Below are 19,789 nucleotides of genomic sequence, written 5' to 3'. Positions count from 1 at the left end.
GACTCATCCCCGGCGATCTCCCCACCGCTCTGGTGGATCTTTCTCGCAACCACAAGGTGACGTGATGTTCGATTCTGATTTCAGCCGCCGCCTGGTCATGGCGGTCGACGCGGAGGGATACGGCCGCGGCGACGACCTACGGCACGACTCGATCCAGTCGGGCCTGGCCCAGGTCATGGACCGTGGCGCACGAGAGGCCGGCCTGCGGCGCGAGACCTGGGCCCGCCAGGAGGCCGGCGACGGCGAGGTCATCGTCATCCCCGAGAGGGAGGGCGAGCTTCGGGTCGTCGACGACCTGGTCCACCGGGTGCGCAAGGCGCTCCACGACCACAACCGCGAACGCCGAGACGACGCCCGCCTGCGGATACGCGTCGCGATCGGCCACGGCGTCGTGAAACGCGGCGCGATGGGCTTCGTCGGCCAGGTCGTGGTGACCACCGCCCGGCTGCTCGACGCGGAGGCCGCCCGTACCGCCCTGCAGGTGAACCCGCGCGCCGACCTGGTGCTGATCCTCACCGATCGGCTCTACGAGGACGTCGTCCGACAGCTCCACACCTCCTACCGGCCGGAGGCGTTCACCCGGCTGGAAGTACCGACCAAGGAACGCACCGAGATCGCCTGGATGTGGATTCCTTCCGAAGACCTGGCTCAGAGAGGAACTCTCGACATGGACAACCTGCCCGAGGTCGCCGACACCCTGTGGGCTCTCATCGCCGGGGGTGCCATCGAGCGTCTCGGCGCCTACGGCACCGAGACCGGCCTGGGCGGAGCACGCAGACTGCTCGCGAAGATCAAGAAATTCCGGTCCGAGCAGGGCCAGCCGGCCGCCCCGGAGTCGCGGGACGACCTGCTGGAGTCCCTGGAGAAGCTGGTGCGGGCCGACCCCACCGCGAAGAAGTTCGCGCAGCAGTTCAACGCCGAGCAGATGACCGTGAACATGATCACCGCTCCCATCTCCGGGGAGGAGATCAACTTTGGTATCCGAAACTGATTCGCCGCCCGACGGCGTCCTGATCGGCGAGGCGGCCACGTCGGTGGATCTGACCGATCAGGCCGAGGCGACGGACGAGGGCTTCGCGCAGGTCTCCCAGCTCCAGACCGTCATCAACCACATTCACGGCAACGTGGGAGACGCCTCATTCGGCATCTCGGGTGCTCGCCCCAGGTCCCGCCGCACCTCGGGACCCGTGTCCGCCGACGAGATGGCGGAGACCCGCACCCGCCACGTGCGCCACACCACCTACGAGGCCGCCGCCGAACAACTGGGCAGATGCAACCTGGTGGCCCTGATCGGCACTGCCGGCACCGGCCGCCGGACGGCGGCGCTCAACCTGCTTCAGGACTTCGTCGCGGAACGGCGCGAGGTGGTGGAACTCAGCCCGGCCTACACGCTGGAGAAGCTGGCCGCCCGCGAATACCGGAAAGCCCACGGCTACCTGCTGTGCGACTGGCCCAAGGACGACGTCGAAGGAAACATCGCCGACTTCCACGTACGGGAGATCAGGCGCCGGGTGCGCGACGCCGGGGCCTACCTGGTGATCACGGCGACGGCGACCTCGCTGCCGGAGGGAGACCGGATCGCCTGGCGCCCGCCGCCGGCCCGTGACGTCCTGCTGGCTCACCGGGTGGCGCCCGAGGTCGCCGACGAGGCGGCCGCACAGATCACCGCCGACCACGCCATGGCCGACGTGGTGACACTCGCGCGCGATCTGGCGTCGGGGATTTCGCTGGACAACGCGCTCGACAGGCTGGAGTCGGCCGGGCGGCGCGATGTGGTCGCCTGGTTCGACGGCCCGCGTACTCGGGGGGAACTTTTCGAGATGGCCGCCATGGCCTTCACCGCCGGCCTTCCCGAAGCCGGCTTCGAGTCGCTGCTCGCCCGGCTGGAGTCGATCGCCGGTATCGGCGCCGAGGGTGCGGTCACCGTTTCCGCGGACGATCCGATGCCGAGCCGCCGCCTGCTTCGGGTGGCGGAGGGCTCCCTTTTCAGCCTGTCGCCGGGGCGCAGGCTGGAGTTCAGGGTCCCGAGTCATCGAACGCACGTGATGCGGGAGCTGTACCGGCGGCACGGCATGCGGTTGTGGGAGCCGGTCACCGAATGGCTCCATGAGTGCGCGGCTCTCCGCGACCCGAGCGCGCAGGCGGAGATCGCCAGGGGGGTGGCGGTTCTCGCCTCCGTCTCGGACTACTCGTACGTCGAGAGTGCTTTTCTCACCCCGTGGGCCCGTGGAAGAGGCGTGATGCGCAGCCAGGCCACCGCCGCGATGGCCATCTCGTGGCTGTGCCTGGACGAGACGACCCGTCCGGAGGTGCTGCGTACCGTCAGCTCGTGGACGAGGGCGTCCGCCGCCAGACCCAAATTCACCGCCACCCTCGCCTGGTCCGGTGAGCTGGGCATCCGGTTCCCGCTGGAGGCGGTCCGGATGCTCTGGATACAGATCAGGGGCAGTGAGAAGCCCGTCCGGCACGCGGAGATCGCGCTCGCCCGTCTGTTCGCGGCGTTGACCGAGGCCACCGGCAACGCCCTGCCGATGCTCGACTGGCTGGCCCGCCAGATCGGCAACGACAGACGGATCGGCCGTGCGGTCGATCCGCTGATTCGGGCCATCCTGAGTGTCCTGTCGGCTCGCGCGGACGGCGTCGGGACTCCCACGGTCACCGCTCATCTGCGCAGTTGCCCCGCCTCGGCCGTCCCTCTCGCCAGACTCTGGTCCGCGGTTCTCGTCAAGCGCCCCCACCGCAAGGACGCGCTGACCGCCCTGTACGACGCCGTCTGCGCCTTCGACGACCGCGACGGCGACGACCGCGACCGGGTCCACGCCCTGTTCGCGGCACTCGTGGAGGCGCTCCCCGCGAAGGAACGGCCACTGCTCGCCCATGACCTGCGGCGTTATGCCATCTCCCGCGACACCGACGAGAACCGGCTGGAGATTCTCCTGTCGCTGCTCCGGGTCTTCCTGAGCCCGGCTGTTCTGTCCCTCGACACCATCGGAAAGCGTCCATGACTTACCCCGTGATCAGCCAGGTCTCCCTTGATCCTGTCGCCAGGCAAGGGTTCCTGAGCAAACCCCGGCGGCCGATCTCCAGCCTCCCCCGCCAGCTTCCGCACCAGCGGCTCGTCTTCGAGTACGACGGCACGTTCGTGCTGGGCGACCGGCGGTTGCACGGCGACGAACCGCACGTGCTGCACGCCGCCAGCGTCAGCGTCGTGGACATGACCAAGGATCACCCCACCACGATCCGGGTGCCGATCAACTCCTCCGGCGCCCACGACTTCACCGTCTCGATCCACTTCCGCTGCACGGTCGACGAGCCGATCGAGGTGGTGCGCGCCGGTCTGACCGACGTCACCGAGCACCTGGTCACCTACGTCCAGGCCTACCACAAGCTCTTCGAACTCGGCCGCAGCCACGGGCTGCACGAGGTTCACGAGTTGTGGACGCTCGTGCACGCCCAGGTGAAGGCGTACACGACCGTGGTGCCCTGTGTGCTGCCCGGCATGACGGCAGAGTTCTCCGGCCTCAACGTGCACGCCCCCGACGAGATCGCCCAGGGGCGGCGACACTACGAGACCAGCCTGCACAACATCCGGGGCGAACACGGCCTCCGTGACGTCAAACGCAAGCTCGATCGTGACTACGAGCTCGACGAGCAGGATTACCTGCACACCAAGGGCCACAGCGCGAACGACTTCACCCGGCAGGAGGCGGCCCTCGACCGGGATCAGCAGATCACCGGGGCCAAGAAGATCAGGGACCTCCTCAACAGCGGTCCCGGCGCCGCCGACGGCCTGTACGTCACCGTTCCCGGTCTCAGCGGACAACAGATCGCCGATCGTTACGCCGCCCTGGGCGACCGGGAGTACAGCGCCACCCAGCGCGGAATCCAGCAGGAACACGAGTTGCAGGTCGTTCAGGCCCGTGCCCGGGCCGATGTCGTCCGGGCGGCGATCGCCCAGGGCCTGTTCAACGAGACGACCGGCAAGGAGCTGCTCGCCACCTTCGACGAGGTCGAGCCGGAGGCGGAGGTGAGAGACCTCGAAAGGCCCGCTTACGAGGCCCAGGCCGAGGTGACGGCAGGCGACAACGACGACGACTTCTTCATGGAGGAGGACGTCCGTGGTTGACATCCTCCACGGTCCCAAGGCGGCCCAGCAGCACAGACGACACCCCCGGCGTCGGGAGAGGCCCGATCTCGGGAGGTTCTTCCGGCGGTTCACCGGAGTCGACGAGAAAATCCTCGCGAGCGTTCCTCAGGAACGCTCCCGCTACACCAGTCTCGGCGGAATCGTGGCCAGCACCGCGCTCATAGCGGGCGCCTCCCTGCTGGGCGCGCTGACCCTGATTTTTTCGGCGTCTCCGTTGTATCTGTTGCCGGTGGCGGCGCTGTGGGGCCTGAACATCGCCAACATCGACCGGTTTCTGATCACCAGCCTCGCCGGTGACAGCGACGGCTGGTCCCGCTGGGGCAACCTGCTGGTCCGGCTCGCCGTCGCCCTCGCCATCGGCGTCTTCATCGCCGAGCCGCTGACCCTCAAGATCTTTCAGGAACGGCTCGACCGGCAGATCATGGCGGAACGCGACCAGGTGATCAGCATGACGGAGAGCCGGTACAAACAGTGCAACCCCCTTAAGGGACCGGATCCCAGAGGTGTCGACTGCGCCGATTTCGTCCTCGACGGCGGCGACCGGGCATTCGCCGTCGAGGACAACATGACGCAGCAGCAGAGCCTCCTCAAGGCCGCGGAAGATCGGCTGGCAGCGGACACAAAGGAGGAGGAGAAGCTGAAGGAACGCCGCGACCGGGAATGCTACGGCGGCCGCAAGGTCCCGAACTGGACCACGGGCGTGCCCGGCAACGGCCCCGAGTGCAAGGTCAGAAACAACGAGCTCGCCACCTTCGTCGCCAACCACAACATCCCCCGGCAGCAGGAGGAGGTGGCGAGACTCAAGGAGAAGTTCGGTTCTCTCGCGGCCGATCGCGCCAGTGCGGAAACGGAACGCGCGGCGGTAATCAGCAAGAAGATCACCGAGCGCGTCGAGGAGAAGAAACGGGCCTACACCCACATCGGCCTGCTTGAACGATGGGAGGCATTGGGCACGGTCGCAGCGCAGAGCGGCATGGTCAACTTCGCCCACTGGTTGTTGCGCGTCATCTTCGTGCTGCTCGACTGCATGCCGATCATCTCGAAGATGCTGAACGGCAAGACCGAGTACGACCGCCTTCTCACCCAGGAGCTGCGCGCGGGCTCGGCCTGCCACGAGGCCGAACTGAACTTCACCACCCGGCAGAGGACCGGCGAGTACGAGATCAAACTGCGCGAGGAAGAGCGCCGGTTGAAAGCCGCACGCGGCCGGATCGACCGGGATCAGCGCGTGGACGAGGCTTCCAAGGACGAAGAGATCGACCGCCTCGCCCGTACCTTCATGAGCTCGATGCCCGCACATCGATGAGGACCGGAAACTCCACCCCCTCGACCGCGGCCCCTTCTTCGGACACCACGGGTCACTTCCTGGGGCGACGTGTCCTTCGGTCAGCCGGTACGAGGCCGGGTTCGCCGGACCGTCGGGGACCGCCGTCGTGCGTTCCCGCCCCTCTAGAGATAGAAGATCGCCAGAACGGTGAGGCCGATGCCCAGGGCTATGAAGGCCGGCGTCCTGGGCTGTCGGGCGGCTTCCTTCCGTGAGGAGATCACCAGCACGGCGCCCACCGCCACCGCGACCAGCAGGTGCAGGCCGTACCAGACGGGGATGGGCGGTTTCCCGAGGATGGTGCCCGACAGCAGGTCGTCAGCGGCTCCGTAACCGGAGAGTCCGGCGAGCAGGCCCAGGCCCAGTGCCGCGAAGGCGTACCGGAGCCGGCCGAGCAGGACCCAGAAGATTGTTCCCAGGACGAGCAGGACCGAGGAGGTATGGTGCAGTTTCCGGACGAGCAGGCCACCGCGCACGTCGAAGCTGAGGTTCAGGAGCGAGTCGTAGGCGGCACTCATGGGAATGCCCCGAAAGGGCTCGTAAGGACCGCTGTAGATCACCGTCTGACCGCTGGGCACGTAGAAGAAGGCCAGAAACCCTCCGGTCAGCAGAACGGCCACAAAACAGTAGACCAGCATCTCGCCCACCAGTTGCCTCACGCGCTCCATTCGGCATATTTCACCACATCGGATAAGCGTCGGCTCGGCGACAAGGAACATCGGTGCGAGGAGGACCGGAGTTCGGAAACTCACTGACGAGGTTTCAGTGGCATCGGCGGAATTTCCGAACTCGTTCTTCTTAAGGTGTGTTTGTCGTTTTATGTCACGCCGGTCCGGCGGAAAGGGGAACGGACGCGGGTGAAGCACCGTTTCCGCGTGATGGCGGTCGTGCTGCTGATGGGAGTCTGCGCCTGCGGGCCCGCCGTACCGCCGTCGGCCACCGAGGAGCAGGCTCCGATCCTCCCTTCCGGAGTCGGCCTTCCGGAGACGCCCCCGCCCGTCCCCCCTCCCGTTCTGAAGGCGGAAACGCCTTTCGCGCGGGTCTATCGGCGGGCCAGGATCCTGTGGATCCCCACCAAGGACACGATGTCCCGCTCCGTCGTCGGTGCCCTGCCCGACGGGCGGCTCATCGTCCGCAGGTTCTCCCGCTACCTCCCGTACCTCGACCACGTCGACATCCTCGACCCCGCCACCGGCCGCAGCACGCTGCTGCAGCGCAAGAACAGGGAGTCGTACACCGTCGCCGCGGCGGCGCACGGCACCCGCGTGGTGAAGGTCCTCGGAAACGACGAGCCGGGCGGATGGATTCTCGAGGTCACCGACATGCGCACCGGCCTGACCCGGCAGATGCTGAACACCTGGGGCGTTCCCGGGGGACACTGCGGGACCGGCTGGCGATACCCCGTCGACCTGCAGTTCCATCGGGGTGAGCTCTACTTCTCCAGATGCGTCACCGGCGCCACCGGAGACGTGGGCGTCTACCGCATGGGGCCCGGCGACAGGACTCCACGGCTCTGGCTGCGCGGACTGTACGACATCGTCTGGGAGGGCGACACCTTCCTCGCGAGGTCCCCTGTCGTGGCGGACTCGTCGGATCCGGGGGAGTTCACCGGCTCGCCGCCGGCCCGCCACGGCCTGGACGGGGCCGGGCGCGGCGCTCCCGATCCGGCCTCGTACATCGCCCGGGTGGGCAGGAACCGGGACAGCCTGGAGTACGACGACGGCACCGTCGCCGGCCTGAGCCCGAATGCCAGGAACATCGGCATCTCGCGGCACGGGCGCTTCGCGGCGTGGCGTGAGGGCGGGGCCGGATGGCTTCTCGACGCACGGACACGGACCGCGGTGCGCCTACCGGGCCGGGAAACGGATGAGGTGAGGATCTCCAATGCCCGGTACCTCCAGTGGAAGACGGCGGACGGCTACCACGTCCTGGACCTGGCGACCCTGAACAGCCGGGGTTGAGCGTCCTCGTCTCCGGCGGAAACCGGAGCCGGACCGTACGGCCGGGCTCTCGGCAGGAAAGCCCTCCTCTTTTTCGTCGGGGACGATGCCACAGCACTGGAAGTCGATGTGGAAAACAAGCGACCGAGATTTCCCCGGTTGCCGAACTCGGGAGCCTGATGGCCCGGCGCCGAGGTCCGGGCCACCGGGGGACCTCAGGAACTCACTTGCTCCAGACGCTCTCGGCTCCGCTGTGGCCCGCCCGGACCATGGCGACGGTGCCTCCCACACCGCCGACCAGGGCGAGGATCACCAGGACGATCATCGCACCGGTGTACCACCGCGGTCGCGTGACGGCGCCTTCGCGGGGTGAGTTCCTGCCGTGTCCCATGAACCGGGTCGCCAGGGAGAGGCCCAGCGCGGCCAGCCAGAGCACGATGGCGAACGGCAGCACCTGCTCGCCCTGCTCCTCGTGGGCCTCGATGAGCGCGTTCTCCCCGACCGTGTCCGCCAACGTCTCGCCGCTGCTGATCGACAGCGGCACGGCGATCAGCGCGACGGTGGCGACGAACAGCACCGCCGGCCACAACCGCCGCGCCGCCGCGGGCCAGAACGCCATCAAAATGGTGCCGAGCGCCGCGAGCGGCAGGCACACGACGGCGGCGTGCACGACCAGCGGGTGCAGCGGCAGGCCGAAGAACATGTCCGTCTCCTGTCTCGCGCGACGCCGGGTGCCGGATCGCGACCGGTGAGGAGCGCCGATGGCCGCGGGCGGTGCCGGCGGCCATGACTTCTGTGGCCTCCGGCGTCAAGCGGCCGGAGCCCGTCATCTCCTCACTGTGAGTCCGCCGCCGGAGGCTGCTCGGGCTGCTCGGGAAGCCGATCCAGCTCTCGCTGGAAGGCGCGGGCGTGTCCGGCCTCGTCCTCGGCGTTGTTCGAGAAGCGGGCGGCCGCCTGGCTGTCGCCCGCCGCCTCGGCGCGCTTGGCGAAGGTCGGGTACATGGTCCGGGACTCGTACTGTTCGCCGGCGATGGCCTTGGTCAGGTTGGCGCGCGTGTCGCCGACCAGCCCGGCCAGCTTCGCCTCAGCGGCGAAGTGCTCGTGCAGCTCCACGTCGGAGGTGCCGCGGAACAGTTTCGCCACGGCCGGGTCCTTGGCGTGCTCGGCGTACTGCTGATATTTGGCGTACGCGAGCCCCTCACCGTGCAGGGCCGCGTCCAGATCGGCCTTGGTCTGTTGTGCGCGGACCTCGGGCGGTCCCTGCGGGACCCGAACCTTGTCGGCCTTCGGCGGCTTCGGCACCGTACCCTCGCCGGACTCGACGGCGCGCAGCGCGGCCTCGAACGCCCGCGCGTGCCTGCCTTCGTCGCGGGCGGCCTCCGAGAAGCGGGCGGCCGCCCGGCTGTCGCCGCCGGCTTTGGCCTGCCGCGCGAAACCGGGATACATCTGCCTGGACTCGTAGGTCTCCCCGGCCACCGCAGCACGCAGGTTCTCGGCGTCGCTGCCGACCAGGCCGCTCAGCTGGGCCTCCTCCTTGAAGTGTTCGCCCAGTTCGACGTTGGCGGTGCGCTCGAACAGGCGGGCCACCGACGGCAGCTTCTCCCGCTGGGCCTGGGCCGCGTACAGGCGGTAGGAGGCGTTGGCGAACGCCTCACCGCGCATCGACTGTTCGAGGTCCTTCTGGGTTTGCGGGCTCGGTGGGTCCACCGGTGAGGCGGAAGCGGCGAGCGCGCCGCCGACGGGCACGCTCAGAGCGACGGTGAACGCGCCGGTGACGACTGCGCGTGCGAACGAGGTGATCATTTCGACCTCCCGCCTGGTGCGGCTGTTTCCTGCCATCAGGAGAGGACTTACCTGGAGCGGGTGGTCGGTAACGGTCGTCCCGGCAAAGCCAGGTGAAGCATGCGGGCCGAACGCAAAGCGTGCCCCATGCGCGGGGCGAAGCACCTTCGGGGGGCGTACGCCGGCGACTCTGCGTGACGCCGCCTGGACGAGCTCGTCTCCGGGAAATCCGAAGCCGAGTGCCGAGCATCCGGCCGTCGCGAAGGCCGACCCGAGCGGCGCCAGGGGATTCGGCCTGCGGTCGGGGCCCACGTGAAGGGTGCGCGGCTCCGGACGGACACTCAGGACCGTCGGACCTGCACGTCGGCCGGTCAGGGCAGCGAGGTTACCGTGGAGGTCAGGTGTCGAATCGGCGTTAGGGGGACGCATGAAGCGACGCTCCATGAAGACCGTGATGGCCGCCGGGGCATTCCTCGCCGTCATCACCACGGGGTCGGGGTCCACTGCGGCGGCCATGGCATCTCCACCGATGCCGTCCCCGAGTCCTTCTCCTACGGGTCCGCAGCCGACATGCCCGGGCATGGGGCAGATGCATCCCGTTACCAACGAGTACGACTACCTGTCGCAGATGGTGCCGCACCACGAGGACGCCATCATCGCTGCCCGGCAACTACAGCGTTCCAACAGGCCCGAGATGCGACAGCTCGGGCAGTCCATCGTCACCACGCAGACGACCGAGGTCGCCAGGATGAAGGGTTGGCTGGAGCGGTGGTACCGGCAGAGCCCCGCGCCGAGCCCGAGCGGGACCACGATGCCGGACCTGTCGGGGCTTTCTGGAGATCAGCTCGACAGGACGTTCCTGCAGTACATGATCCGGCACCACATGATGGCGATCATGATGTCGCAACAGCTCCTCATCCACGGTGAGGTGCGGCACGCCGAGGTCGCCGCCTTCGCCCGCGAGGTGCGCGACGACCAGTGGGCGGAGGTCCGCACGATGCGGCAATACCTCGCCCGGTGGTTCGGGGAGCAGAACAGGCCCTGCATCCCGCACATGCCCGGCATGACGCCAGGGCCTCACATGTCTGGCATGCCGGGCATGACGCCGGGGTGAGATGCTCCGCGATTCATGGACCGTGTCCAGATGAGGTGCCGCCTGCTCTGGGAGTAAGAACCACAAGCCGGGTCTCACCTGGGCCGGCCGAAGAGGGGTGGCCGAAAATCGTTTGCCTCGTGTGGTGGGGGTCCGGGAACGTGGTGTTCATGACGCTCTGAGAGACAGCACCCCTGCGCTCCGAGATGCCACGGCGCTCCCCCGCGCCGTGCTCCCGACCGCCCCTCCGGATCCTGATAACCCCCTCCTGGATCCTGACAACCTCCTCCCGAGGGAAACGAGCCTCTTTTTGTCTCAGCAACGCTCCCGGCAGGAGTCCCCGCTGCCGCTCACCACGGACACCACGGATGCCGGGGACACCATGAACACCAAGGACACCAGGGACAACGCGGCCACCGGGTCGGCCACCGTCGCCGTGTTCGCCTCCCCCGCGAGCTGGATCGAGTCCGACGCCCTCGCGCAGTGCCACCAGGTGGCCGCCCTCGACGGCATGACGCACGTCGCCGCCATGCCGGACCTGCACCCCGGCAAGGGCGCGCCCATCGGGGCCGCCATGACGTCGACCGTGCTGTATCCGTTCCTGGTGGGCTCCGACATCGGGTGCGGCATCGCCGTGTTCCCCATGAGGCTCAGGCGTGCCGTGCCGGAGAAGCTCGCCGCCCGGTTCCCCGATCTCGATCGCGCGCTGGATCCCGAGCGGGATGCCGACGACCCGGCCTGGGCCGTGCTGAAGGGCGAGATTCCCGCCGGTCACGTCGAGGGTCTCGGGACGGTCGGCCGCGGCAATCACTTCGTCGAACTGGCGCGGATCGACACCGTCTTCGAGCCGGACCACGCGAGCCGGCTCGGGCTCGCCGCCGGCGACCTGGTTCTCATCGTGCACAGCGGTTCCCGAGGGTTGGGCGAGCGCATCCTGCGGGCGCACACCGAGGTCCACGGCGCGGGTCCCGCGCCTGATCCCGGCGCCTACCTGGCGATGCACGACGACGCCGTACGCTGGGGGTCGCTCAACCGGCGGTTGATGGCCGCCCGGGTCGCCCACGCCCTGGGGGCCGAGCCCACCGAGCCGCTCGTCGACGAGTGCCACAACCTGGTCGAGGTCCGTGACGGGATCTACCTGCACCGCAAGGGGGCGGCACGGGGTGACGGCCGCGACGTGCTCATCGCCGGTACGCGGGGCACCCCCTCCTACCTCGTGGCCGCCCACGCCGGGCCGGACGCCGGTCATTCCGTCGCGCACGGCGCGGGTCGCAAGATGTCGCGGGCGGACGCCCTGCGCCGGGGCCGGGCCAAGCACACGGTCGAGGAGCTGCGCCGTACGCCGGTGGGGTCGCTGGTGGTGTGCGGAGACCGCCAGCTGCTCTTCGAGGAGGCGCCGACGGCCTACAAGCGCATCGAGCAGGTGATCGCCGATCTCGTTCACCATGACCTGGCCACGCCCGTGGCCACCACGGTTCCGCTCGTCACCTACAAGACGCCCGACCTCGGGCCCGCCTCCCAGCGGGACCGGCGCCGCGAGCGGGGGCGGCGATGAGCGTCCACCTGCTCCTGTCGGCCGGGCGTGGTCCGCAGGAGTGCGCCTGGGCGCTGGCCCGGCTGCTGCGCCGCCTGGAGGCCGACGCCACCCGGCAGAACGTGGAGATCCGCCGGGTCGAGAGCGTTCCCGGTGAGCGGCCGGACACCTACCGGTCGGTCCTGATCGAGATCTCGGGCGCCGGCGCCGAGGCGTTCGCCGCCTCGTGGACCGGGACGCTGTGCTGGCAGGCCCCCAGCCCGTACCGGACCAGCACGAGCCGGAAGAACTGGTACGTCATCGCACAACCGTGCCAGGTCGACACCCCGCGCACGACGTTCAGGGAAGCGGACGTCGACGTCGTCGCCTGCCGCACCGGCGGCCCCGGCGGTCAACATCGCAACAAGGCGAGCACGGCGGTGCGGGCGACCCACCGGCCCTCCGGGATCGTCGTCGTGGTCGACACCGAGCGGCAGTTCGGCCTCAACCGCCGCATCGCGATGCGGTTACTGAGGCAGCGCATCGAGGACGGCGACTCGGCGGCGGAGCGCGCCGCCGTCACCGGCCGTTGGCGCATCCACGACGAACTCGTACGCGGCAATCCCACTCGTGTCGAACGTCTGGAAAAATCGCCGTCATGAAGCTGCTCTCCGTCAACATCGGCCGGCCTCGCCCCAACCCGTGGAAGGGGTCGGGATCCACGGACATGCAGACGGGTATCGACAAGCGGCCCGTCGACGGCCCGGTCGCCGTCACCGCCCCCGGCCCCAAGGGCACCGGCGCGGTCGGCCTCGCCGGTGACCGGGTCTATGACGTGAAGCATCACGGTGGTTCCGACCAGGCCGTCTACGCCTACGCCCGCGAGGATCTCGACGAGTGGGAGTCCGAGTTCGGCAGGTCGCTCTCGAACGGGGTCTTCGGGGAGAACCTCACGACCTTGGGGCTGGACGTCAACGGCGCCCTGATCGGTGAGCGTTGGCGGATCGGGCCGGACCTCGTCCTGGAGGTGACGTGCCCGCGCATCCCGTGCGCGACGTTCCAGGGGTGGCTGGAGCGCGAAGGCTGGATCAAGCGGTTCACGCAGGCCGTCCGGCCGGGCGCCTACCTGCGCGTGATCGAGCCCGGTGAGATCCGCACCGACGACCCGGTCGAGATCGTGCGTCGTCCCGACCACGACGTGACCGTCGCGCTCGTCTTCCGTGCGATGACCCTGGAGCCGAAGCTGCTGCCGCGGCTGCTCGTCGCCGACGCGCTGCCGGAGAAGGACATGGAAATGGTCCGCCGACGCACCAACGCGTAGGCGCCGGTTTCAGGGGATCACCTCGTAAGCGGGCAGCCGCCCTCTCTATCGCCTTCGCCCTTCTTCCGCCTTCGCGGCGGTGACAGCTTCCCCTTTACGAGCGTAACGGCCTCCGCCCTTCGCGGCGGCGACAGGTGATCGTCCGCTGTATCGGTCCCGTACGCGTCACCGGCCCGTCGTGGACCGGCCCGGTGGTCGCTACCCGGGCCTCTCTCATCGTCACGTTCGAGTGCCGAGAGTGCTGCCGGACACCGGGCGGTCTCACCGTGCGACGCATACCTTGCACGGTGTCTTTCCTTCCGCCTCGGCGTCCGCGACGCTCACGCTCCTGATCCGGTGGATGTCGAACCCCAGGGCTTCGCCGCCCTGCTGCCCGGCTCGCAGAGCCCAGCACTCGGAGGCGTGGTATCGCTCACCGGTATCGGTGACGAGGACTTCGGTCATGGCATTCCTTACGGGAGGCGAGCGCGTGGCCGCTGTACGGCCGTGTTGTCCTGCCTGGTCACTGCCCTGCGCGACCGCTGTACGGCCACGTTGTCCTGCTCGGATACTGCCCCGCGCGGTCGCGGGCCACGCCTCGGATCGCCTGTCAGCCCTGTAAGGAAGCCCTTCGAACAGGCTGACAACACGATCTCGTTGTGGACAGCGCGAGCGATCCGAAACTGTGGATCCCGCCGCAGAAATCCCCTCCAGTGTCCGAAACCAGGAGAACCCATGAAGTTGCCCTCATCCGCCGCCGCCCTCGTGGCGGCCGCCCTGTTCGCCCCCTTGACGGGAGCGTCCGGGGTGTCGGCGGCACAGGCGGCCGACGCGAGGGTCCTTCCGAGCGTGAACATGGAAGCCACCCTCAAGGCGGCCCAGATCGACCCGCGACGGCCTGACGACACGCTGACCCCGGGGGCGAAGGCGAGCGTGCTCCTCGTCGAGCGGGCGCTGCGCGACCGGCGCCTGCTCGATTCCAAGTGGGTGGACGGTTACTTCGGCAGCACGACGGTCGCCGCCTTCGCGAAGTTCCAGCGGTCGCTCGGCTTCACCGGTCTCGCCGCCAACGGCCTGCCGGGCAAGGCGTCGCTCACCAAGCTCGGGGCCGGCCGCTTCAAGGTCACCAACGTCGTCGGGCCGGGGGGCCAGGTGTCGTTCGGCGGGGGCGTCGTCAACACCCGCACGCGGAGCATGCTGGTCGAGGCGAATCGGCTGCTGGGCCGCGATCTCGTGCTGTTGCAGGGGTCGTACAACCGGGGCGGGGACCCCACGTCCGCGGGTACCCACGACGGCGGGGGCGCCGTGGACATCTCGGTCAAGGGGATGAGTTCCGCCACCCGTACCGCGGCCGTCCGCGCGTTGCGACGGGTCGGCTTCGCGGCATGGCTGCGCAGTCCCGCTCAGGCCGACTGGCCGTGGCACATCCACGCGGTCGCCATCAACGACACCGACCTCTCCGGCCAGGCCCAGAACCAGGTCGGCGACTACTACCTCGGTCTGAACGGGCTCTCCGGCCGTGGTCCCGACGACGGCCCGAAGGTGGCCATCCGCACCTGGGAGGAGTACCGGCGTCGCTGACCATCCAAAACCCCGACCGCGCGGACACCCGGACCGCACGCCCCCCGGAACCGCACACAGCCCCGGGCTCCCCGAGCCACACGCATTCCACCCCGTACACACCTCAAGGCCGCACCCCCGGGCCACATCTCAGGCCCCCACCAGGCCGTACCGACACCTCAGGCCGTACAGGACACCCCAGGCCGCACAGACACAAGGAGAAAGAACAGCATGAGAACGCGTAACAGGATCCTCGCCGCCGTGGCCTCCGCGATGGTGCTCGGCGGAACGGCCGTCGCCGTCGCCCCGCCCGCCTCGGCCGCCGACCGCAACGGCGTCTGTGAGACCGGCGAGTTCTGCTACTACTTCAACAGCAACAACCAGGGGTCGGTCTCCGACTTCACCGGATCCGTCAACGACTACGGCACCAAGCAGCCCTCCTGCTTCGACTACAAGGGACCCGGCAACGGCAAGGGCAAGTGCATCAAGAACGCCGCCGCCTCCGTCTGGAACCGCACCTCCAAAACCGTCCGGGTCCATTTCAACAGCAATTACGGCGGCAACGTCTACCAGGACTTCAAGCCCGGCGCGAAGGGCAACCTCAAGCCCGGTCTCAAGAACGAGAACGCCTCGCACCAGTTCAGCCCGTCGTCGTCGTCACCGGGGCGGGTCAACCTGTCGTCCGCGCTGTACAAGACCAGCGGCGGATACATCAGCTGCGCCTTCGACGGTTACACCAGCACCCCCGGCCGGCACGAGGGCATCGACTTCTACCGCGGCATCGGCACGAACGTCCACTCCCTGGTGAACGGTCAGATCATCCACCTCGCACGCGGGGCCAACGGCGGCTCGGGGCTCTCCACGATCTCCATCTACAACGCCTCGTCGAACAGGACGGTCATCTACCTGCACTCCGCTCCGCGCTCCTCCCTGCGTGTGGGCCAGCAGGTCTCGCGCGGCCAGCTCATCGCCAACGAGGCGTGGCGCGGGGTGTCGTCCAGCGGGGCCGCGCACACCCACGTCGAGGTGCGTCCCGGACGGCAGAAGCTCGCCGCCAAGAGCGTCGGCGACCCGGTCCTGAGCAACCCGAACCCGACCTCGTTCTGGGTCTCCCAGGGCTACAACCTCCGCTGAGCGCGGCACGGCTCTCGATTTTCGATGAAGACGACGATGAAGAAGAGGAAGGCGACCGTGTCCGCACGAACCGCACGGCCGATCTCGCGACTCGCCGCCGTGGCCTCCGCGATGGTGCTCGGCGGAACGGTGCTCGCCGTCGCACCGCCCGCCTCGGCCGCCGGCCGTAACGGTGTCTGCGAGAGCGGCGAGTTCTGTTACTACTTCAACAGCAACAACCAGGGGTCGGTCTCCGACTTCACCGGATCCGTCAACGACTACGGCACCAAGCAGCCCTCCTGCTTCGACTACAAGGGACCCGGAAACGGCAAGGGCAAATGCATCAAGAACGCCGCCGCCTCCGTCTGGAACCGCACCTCCAAAACCGTCCGGGTCCACTACAACAGCAACCACGCCGGTAGCACCTACCAGGACTTCAAGCCCGGCGCGAAGGGCAACCTCAAGCCCGCGCTCAAGAACCAGAACGCCTCGCACCGGCTGATGGGCTCCTCGTCGCCGAACCACTGCAAGACCGACGGCACGCACAGCAGGATGCCCACGACGATCCTCGTCTACCGCAAGTCCCTCAACCGCGTGGACCGGGTGCCGTTCAAGACCTACATCAAGAACGTCCTGCCCAACGAGTGGCCGTCGTACTGGCCGAAGGAGTCTCTCAGGGCCGGGGCGATCGCCGTCAAGAACTTCGGCTGGTACTGGGCGCTGAACTCGGCGAGCAGGACGCCGAGCGGCGAGTGCTACGACGTCTCCGACCACACGTCCAGCCAGGTGTACAAGCCAGGCTCCGCGACGGCGGCGACGAACGCCGCGGTGGACGCGACGTGGGGCACCCGGTTGACGCGCAACGGGAAGATCTTCAGGGCCCAGTACTGCGCGACGACGACGGCGTGCGGCCACTGGGTCACCGGTGACTGGATGTCGCAGACCGGCTCCCGCGACAAGAGCAAGGCGGGCTGGAGCCACTCCAGGATCCTCAAGTCCTACTACAGGGGGATCGTTCTCGGTTCCTGACCTCTTTCGAAGACCTCCCCCGCGTTCCCCGCCGTGCGTCGCACGGCGGGGAACGGGCGTTCGGTCCTGGGCGTCGAGGGCGTCCTCCCGATGCGGCCGGCGGGCTTGGAGGCCGGTCGATCGACGGATCGGCCCCGGTGGGAGGTGCTCACCTCCATCGTCTCCGTCAGTCGACGATGATCTGGAAGTTGAGCGGTCGGCCTCCGGGGAACGCGACCCGTCCGGAACCGTCCATCATCTTGAACCGCACGTAGCACAGGCCCGGGTTTCTCGGCGTGGTGATCTCGGTCCGGATGTCGACGATCTCTCCGGGTCGGGTGTCCTTGATCGGCACGTCGGAGATGGTCTGGCATTGATCGGGTTGCTGCGGCAGGTCGAGGCGGCGCAGTGAGTATCCCTTCCATGGCACGGTCCCGGCGTTCTTGATCCGCCACACCTTGGTCCTGGTCCGGCCGGGGCCGACGCTCGTGCAGTCGGGGAGCGTGATGTCCCCGATGAACACCGCGGAATCCCCCTCGTTCGCGGGCGGATCGTACGGCGGGTTGGTCGGGACCACCGGGCAGTCGGTCGCCGCCAGCAATGCCCTCGACGGGCTGCCCGACGGGGCCGGGCCGCGATCGTCGTTCCCGGAGTCACGGTTGACGGCCACCGCGATGAGAACCGCCGTCCCCACACCGACGGCCGCCGTCGCGAGCGCCGCCGCTGCCGGGCGGGGCAGCCGGAATCGCCCTCGGCCTCGGGGAGTGTGGGAGACCTGCCGGGCGTCGCCCACGATCTCGCCGGGCGGTGGCGGCGGAGTCGTCGTGGGTACGGGTGCCTGAGTCTCACCGGCCGCCGGTGGAACGTACGACCCGACGACGATGCGCATGGAGCGATCTTCCGCGGCTGCCGCGGTTTCAGGAGTCGCCGCGGCTTCCCCGCCCTCCGGGGCGGGGACCGCGAGCCCACCGGGCGGACCGGCCACCGGGGGGCCGACGCGGTTCGCAGGATCTCCGGCGCTCACCGACCTGACCGCCAGGTTCGCCCTCTCCCAGCGTTCGCGGTACGCGGCCGGGTCCGCGCCGCACGCCTTGACGAACTCGACGGTGGTCTCCCAGCTCGGGAGCCGGTTGCCTTTCGTGGCTTCGTGCAGTGTCGTGTGCGAGATCGCCCCCGACCGACCGGACATCTCCCGAAAAGGTGGGTTGCCGACAGATTTGCGAAGTTCTCGCAGAGCCGTCGCGAAGCCCTCGATCGCCTTCACCCGTGCAGGCATGTCATCCACCGGAGTGAAGCTAACAGCGCCCACGGTGTTTACTCAAGCTTGACCCCACGGCGACGGGGGAAGTAAGGCGGCCGGTCTCGATGCCGCTCAGCACCAGGTACGTGCCCCACAACGTGGTCCGGCCGTCCCGCTCCTCCTGCCGGATCGGCTCCCGTCGATCGGGTCGTCACTCCTACGCCCCGGCGCACCGGTGGCGTACCGAACCGGCGCCGCCTGCACCGAGCCGGCCGCGTCAGGGGCGTGCCTCGTCGTACGGAACCTGGGTGGTACGGGACGACCTGAGGAGGAATCCGGCCGCGGCGGCGGTGAAGAACATCAGCACGCCGTAGGTGGCGGCGGGGATCGCCATCTGGGTGTTGTTCAGCAGCGTGAGCGCGACCGCGATGGACAGCGTGGCGTTGTGGATGCCGATCTCCATGCAGGAGGCGACGGCCTGGCTGCGCTCGATCCTGGCCAGGCGCGGCACCCAGTAGCCGATGGCCAGGCTGATCACGCTGAACAGCAGTGTGATCAGGCCGACCGAACGGATGTAGTCGCCGAGGTTGTCCAGCTCCTGCAGCAGGGCGCCGAGGATCACCAGGACCAGGATGACGGCGGAGGCGATCTTCACGGGGGTGTTCATCCGCTCGGCGAAGCGCGGCACCCACGCCCGGACCGCCATGCCGATCGCGACGGGGACGAGCACGATCGCGACCACCTGGACGGTCTTGTCGAACTGCAGGCCCAGCGCGGCGGAGTCGGCGGCGAAGTAGTTCAGCGACAGGTTGGTGACCAGCGGCAGCGTGACGACGGCGAGCACGGAGTTGATCGCGGTGAGCGTGACGTTGAGCGCGACGTCGCCGCCGAACAGGTGACTGTAGAGATTCGCCGTGGTCCCGCCGGGAGAGGCGGCCAGAAGCATCATGCCCACGGCGAGCGCGGGCGGCAGGTCGAAGGCGAGCACCAGGCCGAAGCAGATCACCGGCAGCAGCAGGACCTGGCAGACGAGCGCGACCACGGTGGCCTTGGGATAGGCGGCGACACGGCGGAAGTCGGCGATCGTGAGGCTCAGACCGAGACCGAACATGATGATCGCGAGGGCGATGGGCAGGAAGACACCGGCAAGGGCCATGGGGGGTGGTCCTCTTTCCTCTTTTTCCTCGGATTTCCTGGGACGTCTCCTCGGGGCGGGGCGGAGTCGGCGTGGCGGGATCCGGTCATCGCGGGCGACGCCTGCGCGGCGTCCGCGATGTCACGGAAGATCGGGGAAGGTGACCGCGCCCACTCCCGCGGAGACGGTACGGACAGGGGGCACGGTGCGGGGTGGGTCCAATGATCACTCACATCTCGGGATAACGCCAGGAAAGAACCCAGATCTAACCGGATGCGTGTTCAAGTAGTGATCGTTCGATTTCGCGGGCCGGTTCTCGCTTCATCCTGCTTCGGCGAGACGGGGAAGGGTCGAGGTGCCGTGCGGAACGACCTGACGAGACGCGCGGTTCGTCGCCTTACCGGTCGGTGTTGTCCGGAGTAGCCGGAGCGTCGGACCGCTCGGTCGGCTTGATCGGCTCGGGCGACTCCGGTGACTCGGATGGCTCGGACGGCTTGATCAGCTCGATCGGTCCGGGTGGCAAAAGTCGATCTTCAATCACGGTTGCCGCGACGACGCCGACCAACGTCATGATCGCTAAGACTGATCCGAACAAGATTCCTCCCAGCACCGGCCCCATGTCTCCCCCAACAAG

Annotated in this window: 19 protein-coding genes; 12 read left to right on the top strand and 7 right to left on the bottom strand. The window is 68.5% G+C overall.

Annotation, left to right across the window (positions count from 1 at the left end):
* The first annotated feature begins 64 nt into the window (after positions 1–64).
* The 4 genes from ACFY3V_RS32730 to ACFY3V_RS32715 are packed head-to-tail and all read left to right on the top strand — an operon-like array spanning position 65 to position 5,453.
* On the top strand, positions 65–991 hold the full coding sequence (locus tag ACFY3V_RS32730) for a hypothetical protein (RefSeq protein ID WP_362904007.1): 927 nt from the start codon (positions 65–67) through the stop codon (positions 989–991).
* On the top strand, positions 975–3,005 hold the full coding sequence (locus tag ACFY3V_RS32725) for a hypothetical protein (protein WP_389778849.1): 2,031 nt from the start codon (positions 975–977) through the stop codon (positions 3,003–3,005). The genes ACFY3V_RS32730 and ACFY3V_RS32725 overlap by 17 nt, the downstream gene beginning before the upstream one ends.
* Complete coding sequence (locus tag ACFY3V_RS32720; RefSeq protein ID WP_389778847.1) at positions 3,002–4,126, top strand: hypothetical protein; 1,125 nt, start codon at positions 3,002–3,004, stop codon at positions 4,124–4,126. Before ACFY3V_RS32725 ends, ACFY3V_RS32720 begins: the two co-directional genes overlap by 4 nt.
* A complete protein-coding gene (locus ACFY3V_RS32715) occupies positions 4,119–5,453 on the top strand; it encodes a DUF4407 domain-containing protein (RefSeq protein ID WP_389778845.1) in 1,335 nt (444 codons plus the stop codon). The genes ACFY3V_RS32720 and ACFY3V_RS32715 overlap by 8 nt, the downstream gene beginning before the upstream one ends.
* Positions 5,454–5,596: 143 nt before the next feature.
* Here ACFY3V_RS32715 and ACFY3V_RS32710 read toward each other — a convergent pair whose 3' ends face one another.
* Positions 5,597–6,130 (bottom strand): hypothetical protein, encoded by a 534-nt coding sequence (locus ACFY3V_RS32710; RefSeq protein ID WP_389778843.1) that lies wholly within the window; start codon positions 6,128–6,130, stop codon positions 5,597–5,599.
* 198 nt (positions 6,131–6,328) lie between these two features.
* Between ACFY3V_RS32710 and ACFY3V_RS32705 the strand changes: the two genes are divergently transcribed.
* Positions 6,329–7,432, top strand: a complete 1,104-nt coding sequence (locus ACFY3V_RS32705; protein ID WP_389778841.1) for a hypothetical protein — start codon at positions 6,329–6,331, stop codon at positions 7,430–7,432.
* Positions 7,433–7,634: 202 nt separating this feature from the next.
* Here the strand turns inward: ACFY3V_RS32705 and ACFY3V_RS32700 are convergent, their stop codons facing one another.
* Together ACFY3V_RS32700 and ACFY3V_RS32695 are read right to left on the bottom strand one after the other, a co-directional pair.
* Positions 7,635–8,114, bottom strand: a complete 480-nt coding sequence (locus tag ACFY3V_RS32700; RefSeq protein WP_362904018.1) for a DUF2231 domain-containing protein — start codon at positions 8,112–8,114, stop codon at positions 7,635–7,637.
* Between the two features lie 131 nt (positions 8,115–8,245).
* Complete coding sequence (locus ACFY3V_RS32695; protein WP_389778839.1) at positions 8,246–9,214, bottom strand: ferritin family protein; 969 nt, start codon at positions 9,212–9,214, stop codon at positions 8,246–8,248.
* Between the two features lie 568 nt (positions 9,215–9,782).
* On the opposite strand from ACFY3V_RS32695, the gene ACFY3V_RS32690 reads away from it, so the two are divergent.
* The 4 genes from ACFY3V_RS32690 to ACFY3V_RS32675 all read left to right on the top strand — a co-directional run bounded on the left by ACFY3V_RS32690 (position 9,783) and on the right by ACFY3V_RS32675 (position 13,120).
* Complete coding sequence (locus ACFY3V_RS32690) at positions 9,783–10,307, top strand: DUF305 domain-containing protein (RefSeq protein ID WP_389778837.1); 525 nt, start codon at positions 9,783–9,785, stop codon at positions 10,305–10,307.
* 289 nt (positions 10,308–10,596) lie between these two features.
* A complete protein-coding gene (locus tag ACFY3V_RS32685) occupies positions 10,597–11,841 on the top strand; it encodes an RNA ligase RtcB family protein (protein ID WP_362904024.1) in 1,245 nt (414 codons plus the stop codon).
* Positions 11,838–12,461 carry a peptide chain release factor H gene (gene prfH, locus ACFY3V_RS32680; protein ID WP_362904026.1) on the top strand — a complete coding sequence of 208 codons (624 nt, stop codon included), beginning with the start codon at positions 11,838–11,840 and terminating at the stop codon, positions 12,459–12,461. The genes ACFY3V_RS32685 and prfH overlap by 4 nt, the downstream gene beginning before the upstream one ends.
* Complete coding sequence (locus ACFY3V_RS32675) at positions 12,458–13,120, top strand: MOSC domain-containing protein (RefSeq protein ID WP_389778834.1); 663 nt, start codon at positions 12,458–12,460, stop codon at positions 13,118–13,120. Before prfH ends, ACFY3V_RS32675 begins: the two co-directional genes overlap by 4 nt.
* A gap of 261 nt (positions 13,121–13,381) precedes the next feature.
* Here the strand turns inward: ACFY3V_RS32675 and ACFY3V_RS32670 are convergent, their stop codons facing one another.
* The gene (locus ACFY3V_RS32670; protein ID WP_389778832.1) at positions 13,382–13,564 is read right to left on the bottom strand and encodes a hypothetical protein; all 183 of its coding nucleotides are present in this window, start codon (positions 13,562–13,564) and stop codon (positions 13,382–13,384) included.
* Between the two features lie 270 nt (positions 13,565–13,834).
* Between ACFY3V_RS32670 and ACFY3V_RS32665 the strand changes: the two genes are divergently transcribed.
* From ACFY3V_RS32665 to ACFY3V_RS32655, 3 genes are all read left to right on the top strand, one after another.
* Positions 13,835–14,680, top strand: a complete 846-nt coding sequence (locus ACFY3V_RS32665) for a peptidoglycan-binding protein (RefSeq protein WP_389778830.1) — start codon at positions 13,835–13,837, stop codon at positions 14,678–14,680.
* Between the two features lie 210 nt (positions 14,681–14,890).
* Entirely contained in the window at positions 14,891–15,793 is a 903-nt protein-coding gene (locus ACFY3V_RS32660; protein ID WP_389778828.1) for a peptidase inhibitor family I36 protein, read from the top strand.
* Between the two features lie 57 nt (positions 15,794–15,850).
* Complete coding sequence (locus tag ACFY3V_RS32655; protein WP_389778826.1) at positions 15,851–16,801, top strand: SpoIID/LytB domain-containing protein; 951 nt, start codon at positions 15,851–15,853, stop codon at positions 16,799–16,801.
* 166 nt (positions 16,802–16,967) lie between these two features.
* Here ACFY3V_RS32655 and ACFY3V_RS32650 read toward each other — a convergent pair whose 3' ends face one another.
* The 3 genes from ACFY3V_RS32650 to ACFY3V_RS32640 form a co-directional block, all read right to left on the bottom strand.
* On the bottom strand, positions 16,968–17,969 hold the full coding sequence (locus ACFY3V_RS32650) for an NBR1-Ig-like domain-containing protein (RefSeq protein WP_389778824.1): 1,002 nt from the start codon (positions 17,967–17,969) through the stop codon (positions 16,968–16,970).
* Between the two features lie 328 nt (positions 17,970–18,297).
* Entirely contained in the window at positions 18,298–19,176 is an 879-nt protein-coding gene (locus ACFY3V_RS32645; protein ID WP_362904040.1) for a bile acid:sodium symporter family protein, read from the bottom strand.
* Positions 19,177–19,552: 376 nt separating this feature from the next.
* On the bottom strand, positions 19,553–19,774 hold the full coding sequence (locus ACFY3V_RS32640) for a hypothetical protein (RefSeq protein ID WP_389778821.1): 222 nt from the start codon (positions 19,772–19,774) through the stop codon (positions 19,553–19,555).
* Positions 19,775–19,789 lie beyond the last annotated feature (15 nt).

The organism is Streptosporangium sp. NPDC000095, assembly GCF_042899335.1.
Lineage (GTDB): Bacteria > Actinomycetota > Actinomycetes > Streptosporangiales > Streptosporangiaceae > Streptosporangium.
This window is presented reverse-complemented; position numbering and strand designations above follow the sequence as displayed.